The 19169-nt window shown below is 41.6% G+C and carries 17 protein-coding genes; 12 read left to right on the top strand and 5 right to left on the bottom strand.

What is annotated here, in order from left to right; translation table 11 throughout:
- Window positions 1–3: 3 nt before the first annotated feature.
- Window positions 4–1197 (top strand): type II secretion system F family protein, encoded by a 1194-nt coding sequence (locus KN811_RS12290; RefSeq protein WP_247716478.1) that lies wholly within the window; start codon window positions 4–6, stop codon window positions 1195–1197.
- A gap of 150 nt (window positions 1198–1347) precedes the next feature.
- Here KN811_RS12290 and KN811_RS12285 read toward each other — a convergent pair whose 3' ends face one another.
- The gene (locus KN811_RS12285) at window positions 1348–1701 is read right to left on the bottom strand and encodes a winged helix-turn-helix transcriptional regulator (protein ID WP_187963854.1); all 354 of its coding nucleotides are present in this window, start codon (window positions 1699–1701) and stop codon (window positions 1348–1350) included.
- Window positions 1702–1808: 107 nt separating this feature from the next.
- On the opposite strand from KN811_RS12285, the gene KN811_RS12280 reads away from it, so the two are divergent.
- Window positions 1809–2810 (top strand): SDR family NAD(P)-dependent oxidoreductase, encoded by a 1002-nt coding sequence (locus KN811_RS12280; protein WP_187963853.1) that lies wholly within the window; start codon window positions 1809–1811, stop codon window positions 2808–2810.
- A 159-nt stretch (window positions 2811–2969) separates the two neighbouring features.
- On the opposite strand, the gene KN811_RS12275 is transcribed toward KN811_RS12280, so the two are convergent.
- A complete protein-coding gene (locus KN811_RS12275) occupies window positions 2970–3191 on the bottom strand; it encodes a heavy-metal-associated domain-containing protein (protein WP_187963852.1) in 222 nt (73 codons plus the stop codon).
- A gap of 173 nt (window positions 3192–3364) precedes the next feature.
- Window positions 3365–5779 carry a heavy metal translocating P-type ATPase gene (locus KN811_RS12270; protein ID WP_187963851.1) on the bottom strand — a complete coding sequence of 805 codons (2415 nt, stop codon included), beginning with the start codon at window positions 5777–5779 and terminating at the stop codon, window positions 3365–3367.
- 216 nt (window positions 5780–5995) lie between these two features.
- On the opposite strand from KN811_RS12270, the gene KN811_RS12265 reads away from it, so the two are divergent.
- The 3 genes from KN811_RS12265 to KN811_RS12255 all read left to right on the top strand — a co-directional run bounded on the left by KN811_RS12265 (window position 5996) and on the right by KN811_RS12255 (window position 8742).
- Window positions 5996–6679, top strand: a complete 684-nt coding sequence (locus KN811_RS12265; protein WP_187963850.1) for a response regulator transcription factor — start codon at window positions 5996–5998, stop codon at window positions 6677–6679.
- Complete coding sequence (locus tag KN811_RS12260; RefSeq protein WP_187963849.1) at window positions 6676–7941, top strand: sensor histidine kinase; 1266 nt, start codon at window positions 6676–6678, stop codon at window positions 7939–7941. Before KN811_RS12265 ends, KN811_RS12260 begins: the two co-directional genes overlap by 4 nt.
- A gap of 75 nt (window positions 7942–8016) precedes the next feature.
- Window positions 8017–8742, top strand: a complete 726-nt coding sequence (locus KN811_RS12255) for a superoxide dismutase (protein ID WP_187963848.1) — start codon at window positions 8017–8019, stop codon at window positions 8740–8742.
- Between the two features lie 301 nt (window positions 8743–9043).
- Here KN811_RS12255 and KN811_RS12245 read toward each other — a convergent pair whose 3' ends face one another.
- Entirely contained in the window at window positions 9044–9307 is a 264-nt protein-coding gene (locus KN811_RS12245) for a TetR/AcrR family transcriptional regulator (RefSeq protein WP_187963847.1), read from the bottom strand.
- Window positions 9308–9593: 286 nt separating this feature from the next.
- Here KN811_RS12245 and KN811_RS12240 point away from each other — a divergent pair, with 286 nt between their 5' ends.
- From KN811_RS12240 to KN811_RS12220, 5 genes are read left to right on the top strand one after another with little or no spacing between them, the layout of a single operon-like run.
- Window positions 9594–10979 (top strand): dipeptidase, encoded by a 1386-nt coding sequence (locus tag KN811_RS12240; RefSeq protein ID WP_187963846.1) that lies wholly within the window; start codon window positions 9594–9596, stop codon window positions 10977–10979.
- Window positions 10976–11626, top strand: a complete 651-nt coding sequence (locus tag KN811_RS12235) for a CGNR zinc finger domain-containing protein (RefSeq protein WP_187963845.1) — start codon at window positions 10976–10978, stop codon at window positions 11624–11626. The genes KN811_RS12240 and KN811_RS12235 overlap by 4 nt, the downstream gene beginning before the upstream one ends.
- Window positions 11627–11666: 40 nt before the next feature.
- A complete protein-coding gene (locus KN811_RS12230) occupies window positions 11667–12095 on the top strand; it encodes a GNAT family N-acetyltransferase (RefSeq protein WP_247716477.1) in 429 nt (142 codons plus the stop codon).
- 28 nt (window positions 12096–12123) lie between these two features.
- The gene (locus KN811_RS12225) at window positions 12124–12954 is read left to right on the top strand and encodes a hypothetical protein (protein WP_187963843.1); all 831 of its coding nucleotides are present in this window, start codon (window positions 12124–12126) and stop codon (window positions 12952–12954) included.
- 27 nt (window positions 12955–12981) lie between these two features.
- Window positions 12982–13959, top strand: a complete 978-nt coding sequence (locus tag KN811_RS12220; protein ID WP_187963842.1) for an aldo/keto reductase — start codon at window positions 12982–12984, stop codon at window positions 13957–13959.
- A 193-nt stretch (window positions 13960–14152) separates the two neighbouring features.
- On the opposite strand, the gene KN811_RS12215 is transcribed toward KN811_RS12220, so the two are convergent.
- Window positions 14153–14683: an SgcJ/EcaC family oxidoreductase gene (locus tag KN811_RS12215; RefSeq protein WP_187963841.1), complete on the bottom strand. Its 531-nt coding sequence runs from the start codon at window positions 14681–14683 to the stop codon at window positions 14153–14155.
- Between the two features lie 247 nt (window positions 14684–14930).
- Here KN811_RS12215 and KN811_RS12210 point away from each other — a divergent pair, with 247 nt between their 5' ends.
- Both KN811_RS12210 and KN811_RS12205 read left to right on the top strand, forming a co-directional pair.
- The gene (locus KN811_RS12210) at window positions 14931–15527 is read left to right on the top strand and encodes a Crp/Fnr family transcriptional regulator (protein ID WP_187963840.1); all 597 of its coding nucleotides are present in this window, start codon (window positions 14931–14933) and stop codon (window positions 15525–15527) included.
- A 527-nt stretch (window positions 15528–16054) separates the two neighbouring features.
- Window positions 16055–19081, top strand: a complete 3027-nt coding sequence (locus KN811_RS12205) for a SusC/RagA family TonB-linked outer membrane protein (protein ID WP_187963839.1) — start codon at window positions 16055–16057, stop codon at window positions 19079–19081.
- Window positions 19082–19169: the final 88 nt, after the last annotated feature.

Raw genomic sequence — 19169 nt, 5'->3', positions numbered from 1 at the left:
GTAATGGCGTTTAAACTGGATAATAGGTCAACAGAAAAGATACCATCCCGGGAGGGAAAATCTCATGACATGGTGATGTCATGGAATACCGGTAAGGGATCCCTTGAAAAAGGCCCCGGTGGCATATCGGAGTTCCTGCAAAAAGAGATCACTGTTTTCGGGAAAACGTTTTCCAACAGGAAGAAAGAAGATTTTTATACGGAAATAAGTGTTTTGTTAAAAGCAGGGATTACCCTGAAGGAAGCTCTTAGCCTGATCGAAGAAAACCAGAAAAAGAAAAGCCAGCAGCAATTTCTGGAAGGCCTGATCGGGGAGATCGTTTCAGGGAAAAATTTTTCAGATGCAATTCAGGATAAGAAGGAGTTTACCGAATACGAATACCATTCCCTGAAGATCGGGGAAGAAACAGGGACTCTCGAGAAAGTAACGGAAGAACTGGGCAGTTTTTTCGCCCGGAAGAACGAACAGCGGAGAAACCTGATCAGCGCCCTGATCTATCCTGTTATTATCCTTGTTACGGCCATATTGGTAGTGGCATTTATGCTGAGATATGTTGTGCCTATGTTCCAGGATATCTTTACCCAGAACAATGTGGAACTTCCCGGAATTACAAAGTTCATTATTACTCTTTCCGGTTTTAGCCAGGGTAAAGGATGGATATTGGTAGTACTTATTCTCGGCTTTCTGGTGGGGCGTAAGGCATTGGCCAAAAAGATATGGTACAAAAAACTCAAAGATCACTTCTTGCTGAAAATGCCTTTTATAGGGCCGTTTATAAAAAATGTATACCTGGCCCAGTTTACCCAGGCCGTATCACTGTTGACCGCCTCAAAAGTACCTGTGGTCAACAGCATACAACTGGTCAAAAAAATGATCCGTTTTTATCCCCTTCAACACGCCCTTGAAGATGTGGAATCCGGGATACTGCAGGGACACAGTCTGAGTGAAAGCCTGAAGAAGACGAAGATTTTTGACCATAGAATGGTAGCCCTGGTCAAAGTGGCGGAAGAGACCAATCAGACCGAATTCATATTCGAACGTCTCAACCACCAGTATAATGTAGAAGTACAGCAAAAATCCAAAATGCTCTCCACGATGATGGAACCTTTTATTATTCTCTTCGTAGGTATCATAGTAGGAGTAATTCTTATCGCCATGTACCTTCCGATGTTTAAACTGAGCAGTGTGTTGGGATGATAGTGTATATTGGGAATGAACTTGCTTGAGTAGTGCATGAGTAGCAAAGCTATGACGGGAGACATATGGAGTTAATTTTTCCTGGATTTGGCATAGTTTTGCAATCTCCTTTAAGCCTGCATTATGGTAGCATCTGATGACCATGGAAAACTATTTCCCGATAATTTCCTTTCGGTGTTTAATTCCCCAATCTGTCAGATTGCTGATTATGGTCTGTAATGTTTTGCCGTGTTCCGTAAGCTCATACTGAACAGTTACGGGTTGTGTGTCTAAAACGGTGCGTTTAATCAGTTTGTTTATTTCCAGCTCTTTTAATTCCTTGCTCAACATTTTGTTAGAAATACCGACTACATCATTCAAAATGTCGGAAAATCTTCTTTTGTTGTAATAGCAAATAGATGAGATGACAGGTATTTTCCATTTCCCATTCAGCACGTCCATGGAATCCTGGACAGCCCTCATTTCTTTTTTGTGTTCTTGTGTTTGAAATTCCCTGCACTCCATAATGTTACTTTGTTACTTCGAGGTTACTGTTACTTTTTGATACAAAGTTACTAAAGTAAACCTGTCTGTACTAGCTTTGTAGTTCAAATATCAAATAAATAGAAAAGATGATACAGAATAATTATGAAGGGGCATTACAGAAACCCATCGGTTCAGGGCTTAATGCAGCATCAACTACAAGCGATGTAATTAAAGGTATTGACCTTACAGGAAAAATGGCTATCGTAACTGGCGGTTACACAGGCATTGGTTTAGAAACCACCAAAACACTTGCAGCAGCAGGAGCAACAGTCATTGTGCCTGCAAGAAGTATTGAAAAAGCAAAGAAAAATCTGGCAGGGATTGAAAACGTGGCGATAGAAGAAATGGACCTGATGAACCACACCTCCATAGATCGGTTTGCAGAAAAATTTTTGGCTTCGGGCAGACCGTTGCATCTTCTTATCAATAATGCAGGGATCATGTTTGTTCCGTTGCGTAGAGATAGCCGTGGAATAGAATCTCAATTGGTAACGAACCATTTAGCACCATTTCAACTTACGGCTAGATTATGGGATGCGCTGAAAAAAGCCAATGGGGCAAGAGTAGTTAATGTATCTTCTCAGGGGCACCAGTTTGCACCGTTCAATTTTGAAGATCCGAATTTTGAAAACCGTACGTACGAAACTTTATCGGGTTACGGGCAATCCAAAACAGCCGTGAATTTGTTTTCACTTGAATTAGACCATCGTGCCAGAGCATTCAATGTAAGAGCATACGCACTGCATCCCGGTAATATTATGGGAACGGAACTGGCAAGGGAAGCATCGGTGGAAATATTCCATCAGCTTGGCTTAAGTGATGACAAAGGCGATCTGTTGCCGGAATTTGCCGCTTCAATGAAAACAATTCCGCAAGGTGCGGCAACAACCATCTGGTCCGCTACAAGCCCATTACTAAACAACATCGGAGGTGTGTATTGTGAAGATGGAGATATAGCCGGATTAGCTTTAGGCCAGGAGATATCAGCAGGTGTAAAACCTTATTCATTAGAGGAGGCCAATGCAAAACGTCTGTGGGAATTAAGCGAAAAAATGACCGGCATTACATTCAACCTTAGTCGTGTTTGAACGCAATGCTTGCTGACGGAGAGGCACACAAGTGTAACAATTTAATGAAGTACATGCCATTCGGCATGTACTTCATTTTTTTAAATAGGTCTACGTACAACACGATATAACATTTATTGCTACAGATTTGGGAAGGCCACAAGAGGTATTTAGTTATCCCTAGGCACGTTCGATCTTAAAACCTGCCTTTTCTACCGTTTCGATCACTTGCTGTTCGGTAATACCCTTGGACGCTACGGTCAGGATCTTGTCTTTATCATCGGTATCCACTTCCCAATGACAAATGCCTTCTGCATTGTCCAGATGGGGTTTTACGGACGATACACATCCGCCGCAATTAATGTTGGTCCTGAACTTTAAATTTTGATTATTGGTTTCCATTTTGTCTGAACTTTTATTGTTAATGAATAATACAAATTTGGATAATTCCGGATACTGTTCTGTTATGTTATTTTGGGTTTGATTTATAAGATTTACTTACGCGTATTACGAGTTATCAACCTCCATTCATATACCCGAATACTCGAACACTCGGATACCCGAATACCAAAGGTTTACTTCTTCCATTTCAGCCGCAGACTGTTGCTTACCACACTCACGCTGCTCAATGCCATTGCACCTCCGGCGATCATCGGGTTCAGCAGGAATCCATTAATGGGGTAGAGAATACCCGCGGCAATCGGGATACCGATGAGGTTGTAAATAAATGCCCAGAACAGGTTTTGCTTAATGGTGGCCACGGTCTGTTTGGACAGTCGTATGGCCTGCGGTATCTTGGTGAGGTCGGATGATATGATGGTCATTTTGGCCACATCCATGGCGATATCGCTGCCTTTGCCCATCGCAATGCTTACATCCGCTGTTGCGAGTGCGGTACTGTCGTTGATACCGTCGCCTACCATGGCTACGGTTTTGCCCTGCTGTTGCAGTTCTTTCACGAAATCGGCTTTGTGCTGCGGCAATACTTCTGCCTTATAATGCTGTATGCCCGTTTGTTTTGCAATGGCTTTGGCAGTGGCTTCGTTATCGCCGGTGAGCATATGGAGTTCTATGCCCATTTCCTGCAATTGCCGGATGGCAGCCACGGAGGTTTCTTTGATCTTGTCCGAAATGGCCAATACCGATAAGGCTTTGGAACTGTCTGCAAACCATATCACCGTTTTTGACTGTTTGCCCCATTCGCCGGCCTGTTGTTGTAATTCGGCAGCAATGGAAATATTGTTTTCCGCTAAAAGTTTTTTATTACCTACATAGTATGTCTGCCCTTCATAAGTCCCTTTGGCACCTTTCCCCGTAATGCTTTCAAAGGAGGATAATGCAAGGGCCTGTGATCCTTCCAAATGTTTTACCACCGCTTCCGCCAACGGGTGTTCGGACTGCTTTTCTATGCTGAACAAGACCTGTTTTGTGGTATCGCCGCTGTTCAGCCACCTTATACCCATAACCTGTGGTTTCCCTTCGGTAATGGTCCCTGTTTTGTCCAATACAATGGCATTTACTTTTTTGGCCAGTTCAAGGCTGTCGGCATCTTTGATCAGAATTCCGTTTTCGGCACCTTTACCTACACCCACCATGATCGCCGTTGGGGTAGCCAGGCCCAGGGCGCAGGGGCAGGCAATGACCAATACAGTAACGGCGGCGAGAAGCCCTTGTACCACACTATTGTCACCACCCAATATCAACCATAAAATAAAAGTGACTGTAGCAATCCCCATCACCACCGGAACAAATATGCCCGCTATTTTATCCACCAGTTTTTGAACCGGTGCTTTGCTGCCCTGTGCCTCCTGCACCATTCTGATGATTTGGGCAAGCATGGTTTCTCTCCCCACCTTTATCGCCTTAAATTGAAAGCTGCCTTTTTGGTTAATGGTACCCGCAAATACTTTTTCCTTTTCCGTTTTCAGCACGGGTACGGGTTCGCCGCTCAACATACTTTCATCTACATAAGAACTGCCGGAAACGACCATCCCATCCACAGCAATTTTTTCACCGGGTTTTACCAGGATGATATCTCCTGCATTGACCTCTTCTATGGGCATTTGTTTTTCCTCACCGCCAGGAAGCACTACGGTCACCGTTTTAGGCTGTAAGCCCATCAGTTTTTTTATGGCCGATGAAGTATTGCCTTTGGCGTTCTCTTCCAATAGCTTGCCCAAAAGGATAAATGCGATGATGACCGCAGCGGCTTCAAAATACACATGGGCGTGCATATCCCTTGCGTGCCAAAAATCGGGGAAAAGCATATTGAATACACTGAAAATATAAGCGATCCCGGTGCTCAGGGCTACCAAAGTATCCATATTGGCGGAACGATGTTTGGCCTGTTTCCATGCATTGACATAAAAATCCTTGCCCAGCCACAACACCACAGGCGTAGCGAACAGCCACATAATTTCATTGGCATAGGGCATATCCATAAAGAACATTCCGATTGCCACGACCGGAAGTGATAATACCACCGCCCAGGTGGTTTTCTTCTTTAACCTCCGGAATTTCTTTTCGTGTATCGCTTCGAGCGTTTCCTGTTGTGTGGTTTCATCTTCGATGAGCAGGTCATAGCCTACAGATTGCACGGCTTTCTGCAATGCCAGAGGATTGGTCGTATCGGGCAGGTATTCTACCGATAGCGTTGCGGTGGCAAAATTGACGGAAGCATTTACAACCCCTTCCACAAATTTGACGATACTTTCGGCACTTGCAGCACAGGAAGCACAGGTCATATTCAGTACCGGGAAGGATTGTTTTATGGTGGTAACACCATACCCCAGTTCTTTAATGGTTTTGACCGCTTCCGTTACCGTTTCGGTATTGTTTACCGTAATGGCCGCGCGGCGGTTATTCAGCTCCACCTTGTGGCTTCCTATGCCCTGCACCTGGGCCAGTCCTTTATCCACGATCAATGCACAGTGTTCACTCTCTACGTTTTCTAAAGGAAGGAATATGGTCTGCTTATTATTCGTTGCCATGATCATACATTTTAATTACGATACAAAGTTGAGAACAAAGGGAGTTGGAGATGTTATACTATTTTGGGTTTGATTTATAAGATTTACGCCTGAGTTCTATGAGAAGAATTCGATGTTTTCATCTGGAGGCTCCCCGGGAATTTGAACCAAAAGATTTGGATATAGATATAGTCAGGCAGTATTTCTACAAAATTAATTGCTTATTTTGTCCTTATCATGAAACTTTTAATCGTAGAAGACGAACCGGAATTGCTCCACAGCCTGAAAGAATATGCCTCTCAGGAAGGATTTATCCATGATGCGGAAGCAGATTATGCGTCGGCCCTGGAGCGTATATCCCTCTATGATTACGATTGTATTATTCTAGACATTAACCTTCCTGATGGCAGTGGGTTTGACCTGTTGGAAGTGCTTCACCAAAAGGACAAAACCAGCGGAGTTATCATCCTTTCTGCCCGTCATTCCCTGGATGACAAACTAAAAGGCCTGGACCTGGGGGCGGACGATTATCTCACAAAGCCTTTTTACTTTTCCGAACTCCATGCCCGGATCAAGGCCATTATCCGCAGAAAACAATTCAAGACCAACAAATGGGTGCAATTTGGTAACCTGTTCATTGACCCGGACCAATATCTGGTAGGTGTAAATGATCTTCAACATCCAATGACCCTGACCAAAAAGGAATATGCTATTCTTACTCATCTGATTAACAACCATAAGCGGGTTATCACCAAAGTTGCCTTAGCCGAATATATCTGGGGTGATTATGTTGACGAAGCCCAGAGCTTTGATTTTTTGTTTTCGCAGATCCGGAACCTTAAACAGAAACTGAAAAAGGCAGGGGCTCAGGTAGAGATCCATAATATCTACGGGGTGGGATACCAAATTAAATCGATATGAAGCTCCTTACCTATACTTCCCGTATTCAATTATTCTTTTTCCTGATGCTCTTTGGAGGGTTTTCCATATTGTTCTATCTGGTATTGAGTTGGAATGTATTGCAAAATGTTGATGAGGTATTGTATAATCGGAAAATAAACCTTCTGGCTTATCTCAAAGAAAACCCTCAGGCACCCTTTACGGAAGACAATCCATTGGACGATTTTACCTTTTATCCCGTAGATCAAAGGATCTTTCAAAAAGGAAGGGAGATCTATGCAGATACCCTGGTTTACGAACCGGTGGACGATGAACTGGACGAATATCGCAAACTCACCACCTATGTGGAGTTACATGGAAACTATTACAGGCTGGAGATTGTAAAGCCTCACCTGGAAGTAACGGAAATTGTCGGTACCATTGCCATTACCCTGGGAGGGTTGTTCCTGGGAATGACCTTGTGTTATTACCTGTCGCAACGTTTTATATCCAGGAAAATATGGAACCCTTTCTATGAAATGCTGGAAAAGTTGCGGCATTATCGCCTGGATCAACAAATTCCGGTATTATCACATTCCCGGATCGATGAATTCCGGACACTACGGGATACGATTACGGAACTGATGCAAAAAAACAAGGAAGTGTTTGACAGTCAAAAACAATTTATTGAAAATGCTTCCCATGAAATGCAAACACCGCTGTCCGTTATCCAGTCACGTTTGGAAGCCCTTATCAGCCAGGAAGAACTTACATTTGATCAGGCGGCCATCATTGAAAGTATCATCGGATCGACACAGCGGTTAAAAAAGTTAAATAAGACCCTCTTACTGTTGTCCAAAATTGAAAACCGGCAATTTCTCCTTACCGAGGAAATTTCTGTAAACGGGATCATCGACAGGTCCCTGGCCTATTATGAAGAACAGAAAGTTACACAGCACATTGAGGTCATCATAAAAAAAGAGGGCGAACTGATCGTTCAGGGAAACACTATGCTTACCGAAATACTGGTCCAGAACCTGCTTAAAAATGCCTTTTTGCACAATATCCGCAATGGGAAGGTCATTATTTCAATAATGGAAAACAGGCTTTCCATTGCTAATACAGGAAATCAAAGAGCCCTGGACAAAGAAAAACTGTTTCGCCGTTTTTATAAACAATCCGGCAACCCCGACACCTGGGGGCTGGGACTGGCCATTGTTCACAAAATAACAGAGGTAAGTGGTTGGTCCCTGCACTATGAGGAAACCCATGAACTCTACGTTTTTGAAGTAGTGTTCAAATAACGAAAGGCACTTTGTTTTCCAAAATTTCTACAGAATTGGGCTTTAGCTTTACCATTATTATCAAAAGCCCAAACGATGAATCGAAAAGAATTTCTGAGAAACTCGGCCATTTTAGGCGGTGCAACCATCCTGCCCGGCAACAGTGTTTTTTCACAGAACCTTACCGAAAACGGTATCGACAAACTGGTAGACAACGAAGGGAATTTTGTTTTACAATCCCTTCCGTACAACAAAAACTTCCTGGAACCTTATATGGATGAAGAAACACTGCATCTCCACTATGAGTTCCACCACGGCGGAGCAGTAAAAGGGGCCAATAAGGATCTGAAAAACATCAAAAAGCATCTCCAGACCGGGGATATGGACATGTCGGACCTGTGGACGAGAAAACTGGCCTTCCATTTTTCCAGCCATGTCCTGCACACCATTTTCTGGACTAACCTGACCAATAAGAAAACAGAACCCAAGGCAGAACTGCTTCGTCAGATTGAAAAGGATTTCGGGTCATTTGACCGACTCAAGGCCTATATTGCTAAAATATCCAAATCCGTGGAAGGTAGCGGTTGGGGAATTTTAGGATACCAGCCCTATTCCCGGTCGTTGACCTTATTGCAATGCGAAAACCATCAAAAACTCACCCAATGGGGCGTTATCCCACTCCTGGTGATTGATGTATGGGAACACGCCTACTACCTGAAATACAAAAACAAAAGGGCCGATTTTGTAGATACGCTGCTTGGGATCATCAACTGGGATAATGTGGCAGAACGGTTTGTGACCGCTAAAAAATTACACGGATAACTTTTTGTTGAGATAAAAAATAATGATCTGATATTATTTTTCCATGGCAATCAGTTGTTCTGAAATTAGTTGTAAGTCAGGGAGTGAAATTTCCGGGTTTGGTGCCAGGGGATATTGTTGCTGGCCCGGCCTGCGTATAAAAGCACCTCGCCAGCCGGTCTATAATGCTCTGGCGATATCCCATCCATGGGCAGCAATGAGCATACATTCTTCGGGTTTCAGTCTCATTTTTCTGGCAGCCCAATCATAGGTATCCGCATGGGGTTTGAATTTCCCGATACTTTCAACAGTTAACCGTTCATCAAAAAATTCCAGAAGTCCTGTTTATACGTTTTACGAATACACCTTTAAGCAGGTCAACAGTTTCATTTTCATATTTTTCAGTCAGCGGTTTTATCATCCCGTCATATATCCTTTTTTGTATCTTCTTACTGATCACGGCAAGCCCGAGTTCCTTTTTATTCTTAAAATGATGATAAAACGCACCTTTGGAAAGTTGGGCGGTATTTAAGATCCTGTCTATACTGGTGGCTTCAAATCCGATTTTAGTTCCTGCTTCATGCATGCGAATATGTATAAAACAAACTGATTGGTTTGTTATCTATCCGGAAAGATATTTTAAGTCATATAAATTATATCTCGAAATTCTCTCAGTTTTGACAGATCGCATGAATCAAATATTGAACTATTTATTCCAAAACAGACTCTTAGCTCGGTTGGCTTAGGGCATCCCGGTCCAAAGAAAGCGGCTTTCAATGCTACATTTAAGCCATGTATAATTTAAATTAACCACTAAAAACTTTTTTAATGGTTAACTTTGAATTACTTTAGCACCCTAATTTTGATTAAATATGGACGCACTTCAGTTATTAAAGAAAGATAAACATCAGTTTATCAATGAACTAATGGAACTCTTAAGAATTAAATCGATCAGTACAGATGTAAGCTATAAAAGTGAGATAACCCGTGCTGCTGATTATTTAAAAAATAAATTAAAGATTGCAGGAGTGGATTTTGCTGAGGTGATTCAAACAAATGGACACCCCATAGTCTATGCAGAGAAGATCAATGATCCTTCCATGCCTACCGTTCTTGTATATGGTCATTATGATGTTCAACCTCCAGATCCTGTAGAACTTTGGGAATCCCCGCCGTTTGAACCAGAAATAAGAAACGGAAAAATTCATGCACGGGGAGCGAGCGATGATAAAGGTCAGTTGTATATACATATTAAAGCATTTGAAATTTTAATGCGTACAAATAGTTTAAAATGTAATGTGAAATTTTTGATCGAAGGAGAAGAGGAGATCGGCTCCATTAATTTAAGACCATTTGTAAGGAATAATAAAGAAAAGCTGGCCTGTGATACGATCATCGTTTCGGATACCGCAATGATAGATAGTGATACGCCTTCAATAACCGTAGGTTTAAGAGGGATGTCTTATTTGGAGGTCGAATTAACCGGGGCTAATCGTGACCTGCACTCCGGAATTTATGGTGGCGCAGTGCCTAATCCTATAAATGAACTTTGCCGTATCATAGCTTCTTTACATGATGAGGATGGAAAAATAAATATCTCCGGGTTTTATAACCAGGTTTTGGAATTGAGTGAAGAACAAAAAAAAGAGTTACAACGAATTCCTTTTAATGCAGAAACTTATAAGTCCGATCTGGGCTTAAAAAAAATTAAAGGAGAAAACGGATATACAACCATTGAACGTATCGGCTACCGGCCAACTTTAGATGTAAATGGCATTTGGGCCGGATATACAGGCGAAGGCAAAAAGACAGTTATTCCGGCAAAAGCCTTTGCTAAAATATCTGCCAGGCTGGTACCTAACCAATCGAGCGAAGAAATATCAAAATTAATAATATCACATTTAAAGCGGATTACTCCGGAACACCTGCAAATTAAGGTTAAGAAATTGCAGGGAAGTGAATTTGCACTAATGCCTGCCGATTCAGATGCCTCTCTTTCTGCCAGTAAGGCGTTTGAAAAAGCATGGGGTAAAAAACCTATTCATACACGTGGTGGTGGTGGGATTTCCATTGTCACACTTTTTCAGAACGAATTGAATATTGATCCGATATTAATGGGATTCGGTCTGGATGAAGATGCATTGCATTCACCCAATGAGAGTTTTAGCCTTTATAATTTCACCAGGGGCATTGAAACCGTTCTGTACTTTTATAAATATTATTCAGATATTTATAAAAATGATAATACTTCAATATGAAAAAGAAAGAAAAAAATCTGAACCCCGGGAACTATGGTGGTACATATAAAGTTATTGGCGGAAATCTCTGTTTTGATTTTGTAAATACGATCAGTTGGAGAGATACGGATTTACCGCATGAGTGGTTAGACAGTCTCGACAATTTGTTGATCTGGACACAGTTGGTTAAGGTTTTTGATGAAGATCAGGTAAAAAAATTGAAAACGGAGATCTTAAATATGCCGAACGGCGAGGAAAAATACCTTACAGACCTTATTGAATTAAGAGAATTACTAAACAGAATATTCGTAGCAATAATTGATGCTAAAAGCCCCTCTGAAAAGGATTTGAAAATCTTTAACCAGCACGTTTCAAATGCCTATACAAAAAACATGATCGTAGAAAACAAATTAAAATTCCATTTGGAAATTTCAGAAAAAGTAGATCTCTCCCAGAGATTAACGGATAAGATAGTGCTGTCAGCAGTAGAGGTCCTGACACAGGTAAAGTTGAAAAGAATTAAAAAATGTTTTTCCTGCCATTGGCTTTATGAAGATGTTAGTCGTAATAATAGCCGAAGATGGTGTGTTATGGAAGATTGTGGCAACAGGTATAAAGTAAATCAGTTTAATAAACGAAGGAAGAGTGAAAATAAGGGCAGCGAATAATAAAGATACACCTCTCATTAAAAAGTTGGTCACCACCTGTTTGAAAGAATACGGTTATGAATACCTGCCACAAACTTCCGAAGTCGATCTGGAGAATATCGATAAAGTGTACAATGCCAATAACGGGATTTTTTTAATAGGAGTTAATGAAGAAAATGAAATTATAGCTACCGGGGGATTACTGAAAGTTACCGGAAGCTGCTTTAAATTAAGAAAGATCTATGTAGCAAAAGCGTATAGAGGCAATGGATTTGGAAAACAAATCGTGAATAAGTTATTACAAATAGCCAGAGCGAAAAAAGCCGGTCAGATCGTTATTGAAACATCCAGTAAGATGACTACTGCTTTATCCATGTACCGTTCATTGGGTTTTTATGTGGTGGACGGTAAAATAACCTCTCCCAGGTGCAACATAAAAATGAAATACCTCGATATAGACCACAGGGAAGATTTAAACACAAAGTTGTAAAAATTGAATTTGAAGAACAGGAATTAAAATGAAAAATGATAAACATTCTTTGTTGTACTTAACGGATCTTTACTATGAGGCAAAAGGGCGAAATTACTATGAAGAAGATATTTATATAACCTCCCGGTTAAAAGACGATTTCGAAATCCTTATTTGCCACCCAACCCAGTCCAAAAAACATGAACAATTAACCGATGCGGTTATTTTCAGAAATACCGGTTCTGTTATGTATTACAAAAAGGAGTATGACGATTTTGTCAAAAGGATGAATTTGTCCGGTACACCTGTATATAATTCGTTGACCGGCCATGGGGATATGAAAGGAAAACAACACCTGATTGATCTGACCCTAGCCGGTTATCCAGTGATACCAACCATTGAAAAACTCCTGGATATGGATAGGCTACCGACAACACAAAAATATATCCTGAAGCTGAAAAACGGTGCGGATTCCATTGGTATGAAGTTAGTCACTTACGGGGAATTACAAAAATCGAACCTGAATAACTTTGTTATCCAGCCCTTTATAGATTTTAAATACGAAGTGTCTTTTTATTATATAGATAAAACCTTTCAGTATGCTTTATATGCCCCGGACAAATCCAAAAGATGGGAATTGAAAGAATATATCCCCATCGCGGAAGATTTAGAATTTTCAAAGAAATTTATTGAATGGAATACGATCACCCACGGTATTCAGCGTGTTGACGGTTGCAGGCTACCAAACGGGGAACTACAATTGGTAGAATTGGAAGACCTAAACCCATATCTGTCATTAAATGCCTTGAATGCGGATAAAAAAGAGGCATTTATCAACGCTTTTAAGGTGTCCATCTTAAAATTAATCAATGAAGTTTAAAAGGGCTTCAATTAAAACACTCCAAAAATGGAATATAAAAATCTGGGAAATACAGGATTAAAAGTTTCATCATTATGCCTGGGTACCATGACCTTTGGTGACGGGGCAGATGAAACCATGTGCCATAAATTATACACATTGTCCAGGGACAAAGGAATTAATTTTTTTGACTGTGCCAATGTCTATGCCAAAGGCGAATCGGAAAGAATTCTGGGAAAGCTGATTCACGGGCATAGGGACGAAGTGGTCCTGGCTACAAAAGCATACTATCCTACAGGAAACAATATTAACGATAAGGGATTAAGCCGGCGCCATCTGACCAAAGAACTTGAAAAAAGCCTTAAAAGACTAAATACGGATTATATAGATGTATACTACCTGCACAGTTTTGATACGGAAACCCCGTTAGAGGAAAGTCTGTCCACACTTAATGATTTTATCAGGCAGGGAAAGGTTTTATATATAGGGCTGAGTAATTTTGCAGCCTGGCAGGTTATGAAGGCTATTTCCATAAACAGGTTGTACAATCTGGCTCCGGTGGCCTGCATTCAACCGATGTATAATTTACTAAAGCGGCAGTGCGAGTCCGAAATTTTACCCATGGCACAGCATGAGGGATTGGGCGTAGTTACTTATAGTCCATTAGCCGGGGGTTTATTGACCGGGAAATACCTGAACAATAAAGAGGTACAAGGCAGGTATACCATTGGAGGGGAAATGACTGAAATGTATCAGAAACGCTATATGGATGAAACGAATGACCGGGCAATTAAAAAGTATTTAAAATTTGCCAAAGAAAATGACTATGATCCGGCCGCTTTATCCATTGCCTGGGTAAAACATCATAATACCATCACATCTCCTATCGTCGGAGCCCGGAATGTAGACCAGTTGAGATCCGCAATAAGCTCTTTAGATATAGAAATGACCCCCGATCTGAGAAATATACTGTCAAATTTTTCTTTAGCCCCTGCAAAAGCAACAGACCGGGCAGAGGAAGTATAAAAATCACGTCATATGGCATAGGCCCCGGGTCCGGGTATTTTGGGGAACGTATGGACAAGTATTTTTCCCGCAGATGACGCAGATTTCCGCAGAAAGCAATAAAATCAGCGCCTATCTGCGATATCTGCGGGCTGTCTTTTTAAGTTTCACCATTTAATTTGCACAATAGCAGTGAAATGAAAATCTTTACAATTTATTTTGGGATCTTATCGGTTCTGGTGTTTTGGGTTGCCCGGATTAACCAGGACTCATGTTCCTTTATCATCAGCATTGTTAATATACCCGTGCGGTTTTCATTCCCTTTATCAGTTTTAAAATCGGACCATTCCCAACCAGCATGTACTAATGCAACATCATTGCCGATATAACCAATATCGTAAAGGGTTAGTTTGTAAGTCATATTTTGGCCCTGTTCCTTTAAAATTTCATGGGCTTTCTGATGATTATCGATATTTTCCCGGTTAGATTTAAACCGCACACCCGACCATGTGATAAAGTCAGTATCAGCAGTAAATAATTTTCCCCAACCCGGCATATCGTGCTTGTTCCATAAATCGACATACGTTTTAAATACATTATGGATCATTTTTTCGTTTTTCATTTCTAAAATTTTATTGTTGTTAAAATCGTTTTTCCCGCTTTTATTAAAGGAAGCGGTAGAACCTGCATTTAAAAAAATTAAAAAGAAGGACGATATAAGAAGGCTAAATTGTTTTGCTTTCATAGTCTGATTTTTCAAATCCCGGGATATGATACTTTTAAGACAAAGTTATGGCCTTAAGGGACCATGATCTGTGATCAGAATCACATAATAATAAATTTGTTCAGTTTTTTTACATCGGGATTATCCTGGTTTATTTTGAAAACTTAAACAATAATCGGAAAAAGTTTAAGCGGGCTCAACACTTAAAAAACATGGATCTGCCGGCTAAAACCCTTATCTTTATTTTATAGTTATCATCAATATCATTATGAGCAGCAGTGAACTTATTCATGATTTTCATCAAAGTATTTCTTTAAAATTCCCCTATGTTAAAAGTGAAAACTGGGAAAAACTTGAAAGGATTTCAATAGTGCAAAGCCTTCAAAAAAATGAAAAGTTATTTCATAGCGAAACACCCCTGGATTATGGGGTATTTGTAGCTGATGGCTGGCTTAAACTGTTTTATATAGATGAGAAGGGGAATGAAAGAATATCGGGTTTTTGTACTAAAAATGAATATATAGATAATTGGAATGACATACATCAACAATCTCCTTTACCCTATTCAATTAGTGCCCTGACTGCCGCAACAGTAATTAAATATCCGTTACAGAAAATGGTTGATACTTTTAAAAATGAGCCCGATTTGTTGCAGCTCTGTATCGATTTATCACAGGAAATGATCAGGAAAAAACGGGAACACTATGAGATATTAACGCTTAAATCTCCTTTAGACCGGTATATGTATGTTCTGGAAAACCGCAAATATTGGTTGCAGAACATATCGTTAACCGACCTGGCGAAATATCTGCATATAAGCAGGGAAACCCTGAGTCGTGTAAGAAATGATCAGCTAACAAAATAATGTCAGTTACCTTTGGTAACCGCGTCAGGCGCAACCTGTAAAACCATTGCACTGTATTCGGCATGACTTTGGGTTTTCCCGTTGACCGGGATAGCTGTCCGATATCACAGATCAAAACAGCAGAATTCTCATAATCTGAAGAAGCCCGGAAGTGGTCAACTCTGGTTTTAAACGCAATGACTTCTTGATAAGTGGTTGCGTTTTTTCTTGAAGTTTCTAAAAATTTATATTTATGTTAAGGTTTGGTAAAACCCGGAATATATCATCGATTTCGGCTTGTTATTCATCTTCGCATTATTGTTATCTGTCTAAAATATTTTTCGTTTAAAAATTATATTGAAAATATTTATAAGTGAATTCAACCGAATCACTATTTCACCAACCTATCTCCGTTTATTTTGATGAAGTAAATAAGCCATTGTCCGGAAGCTCTCTTCTATGGGCCGACATCAGGTTGCCGATAAAAGGGAGAAAGGACTTCTTATGGCCGTATTAAATCAATTGCAATTTGCTAAAAAGCGATCATTATGAAAAAAAGACGAGTACTTTTCTTGTGGCTGTGTTGTGTATGTTATCTTAACATACTATGGGCACAGGACAAAACAGTATCTGGTACCGTAACAGACAAGCAGGACGGAGCGCCGCTTCCCGGAGTAAATGTTGTGGTAAAAGGCACTACGACCGGAACAGCGACGGATTTTGACGGAAATTATACCCTGCAGGTTCCGGAGGGTGCCATACTTCAATTTTCGGCATTGGGCTATAAAAGCCTGGAAATCCCGGTGCAGGGAGAAACGACTGTAAATGCTTCTCTCGGATCGGATACACAACAGTTAGAAGGGGTTGTAGTGACGGCTCTCGGGATTAAACGGGATGAAAAGGCGTTGACCTATGCCTCCCAGGAAATAGGCTCGGACGAATTGACCCGGGTCAAGGAAGTGAACCCCATAAACAGCCTTGCCGGTAAATCTGCCGGAGTTGTGATCAACCGGAGTTCGGCAGGGGCCGGAGGTTCGGTAAAGGTGGTGTTGCGGGGAAACTCATCGACCCGGAGCAATCAGCCGCTGTATGTTATAGATGGAGTACCCATGCTCAACACACCAGATGGAGGAAGAGGAGCAGAAAGCGTATTCGGGGGTGGCGATACCGGTGATGCCTTGTCCCTCATAAACCCGGACGATATAGAAAGCATGTCCATTTTGCGCGGGGCTTCCGCATCTGCACTTTACGGTAGCCAGGGAGCAAACGGGGTGATCCTGATCACCACCAAATCCGGAAAGGCCGGAAAAACAACCGTTACCGTTTCTTCCAATACGACTTTCGATAAAGTGATAAACCTGCCCAAGACCCAGTATTCCTATACTGCATTGGATGAGAACGGCAATGCCGGCTATCAATCGTGGGGAGTAAAAGGAGCGTCTCCCAATCATATGAAAGATTTTTTTAATACGGGAGTAACCTCTATAAATTCCGTAACCATGTCTGCCGGTAATGAAAAGGCACAGACTTATTTTTCCTATTCCTATACGGATGTACAGGGAGTAGTACCTACCAACTCCCTTACGAAGCACACCTTTAATTTCAGGGAAACAGCCGATTTCTTTGACGGGGCCTTAAAAGTAGATGCCAATATTACCCTGTCTGACCAGGGTGTGACCAACCGCCCGGTATCAGGATTTTATTTTAATCCCATAAACGGGGCTTATTTATTCCCCAGAGGGTTGGATTATAACGATTACAAAAATAATTACGCAGTTTTTGATCAGAGCAGAAACCTGTATACGCAAAACTGGACGCAGCTGGAAAACGAACAGCAAAACCCATACTGGATACTCAATAAAAACCGTTCGGAAGAAGACAATCAACGTTTGGTAGGGTCCGTAAAACTCGATTATAAAGCGACCGACTGGTTGACATTCAAATCGAGGCTTAGCTATGACAGGCTGTTCAATACATTCGACCGCAGGATATATGCCGGTACCCTGGGAGTGCTGGGCGGAGAGTTCGGAAGGTATATGTACAGCGAAAACACCAATACCCAGACGTATGCCGATATACTCGCCGTGATATCCCGTACGATGGGCGATTTTGATGTCAGTGCCACTTTAGGGTCCAGTGTCACCCGCTATACTTTCGGAAGAGGAGTGTCCTTTGACGGGCTTTTAAGGTATGCCAACCTGTTCAATGTAGATAATTTTTTAAACCCTTCCGGGACTTCTCATAAACAAACAGATTCCAGGAAGGAGATCCAATCCGTGTTTTCCAGTATCAACCTGGGCTATAAGAGCATGTTGTATCTCGATTTCACGGCCCGGAACGACTGGTCTTCCACCCTGGTAAATTCCGGAGGGAATATTTCCTATTTCTACCCTTCTGTCGGTTTTACAGGGTTGATCAGTGAAATGGTTACCCTGCCAGAATTTATGAATTTCCTAAAGGTCAGGGCCTCATATTCCGAGGTGGGGAACGATATCCCCGCTTTTATAACCACTCCTGTACAAACCATCACGGCTGGCGTACCTTCGTTCCCGACCGTAGGATTGCTCGACGGGCAGCCCCTGAAACCGGAAAGGCAAAAATCGCATGAACTCGGCCTGGAAGCGAGGTTCTTTGACAGTAGGTTGAGCCTGGACTTCACCTATTACAGGTCTAATACCGTAAATCAATATTTTGAAATAGAAGCACCTTCTACCAATCCCAATGGCTTTAGCTTCTTTGCGGTCAATGCCGGGGATATACAGAATACCGGTTATGAAATTTCCCTTTCCGGAGAGCCGATAGCCGGGGAAACCTTTAACTGGAACACCCAGTTCAATTTTGCCACCAACGAAAATATTGTAAAGAATATACACCCCAAACTTAACGGCAGGGCAAATATCAGTACTTCCGACACTTACAGGTATGCCATTGTAGAAGGACGTCCGTTTGGTGTAATAGAAAGCAAGACTTTTGTAAAGGACGATCAGGGACGTATGATCCTGAACCCGGACGGTAGCCCCAGGATCAGTGAGGATTATTCAGAGGTAGGAAACGTCAATCCGGACTGGACATTGGGCTGGAATAACCAGTTCAACTACAAGAATTTTACCCTGAACTTTTTGATCGATGCCAGGGTAGGTGGCGAAGTAATGAGTTTAACCGAGGCTTACCTGGACCAGTACGGAGTGTCACAGCGAAGTGCACAGGCCAGGGATTATGGAGGAGTCGATGTTAATGCCGTTATGGAAGACGGGACCCCGGTGAGTCAGATCGATGCCCAGACCTATTACAATACCATAGGCGGCCGTAACGGTGTAGGTTCCGAATATGTATATGATGCTACCAATGTGTTAATGCGGGAGATCGGCCTGGGATATACTTTTGAGATGCCGGAAGATCATTTTATCAAGTCCCTGAAAGTTTCTGTCATAGGGAGAAATTTATTTTTCTTCTACAAGGATGCCCCCTTCGATCCTAACATTACACTAAATACCGGAAACAAGTTTCAGGGTGTGGAATTATTTTCCGTTCCCAACACCAGGAGTATGGGGGTTAACTTTAATATAACATTCTAAAAAGGCTACCAGATGAAACACCCATGACAAAATTTCCTTTAACACAAACAAGCATGAATATGGGTGTTCCATGTGACCGTTGAAAAAC

Origin of the sequence: Sinomicrobium weinanense, assembly GCF_018863395.1 — a bacterium.
Classification (GTDB): domain Bacteria; phylum Bacteroidota; class Bacteroidia; order Flavobacteriales; family Flavobacteriaceae; genus Sinomicrobium; species Sinomicrobium weinanense.
Note: the sequence above shows the minus strand (reverse complement) of the source record. Positions and strands in the feature narration are given on the sequence as shown.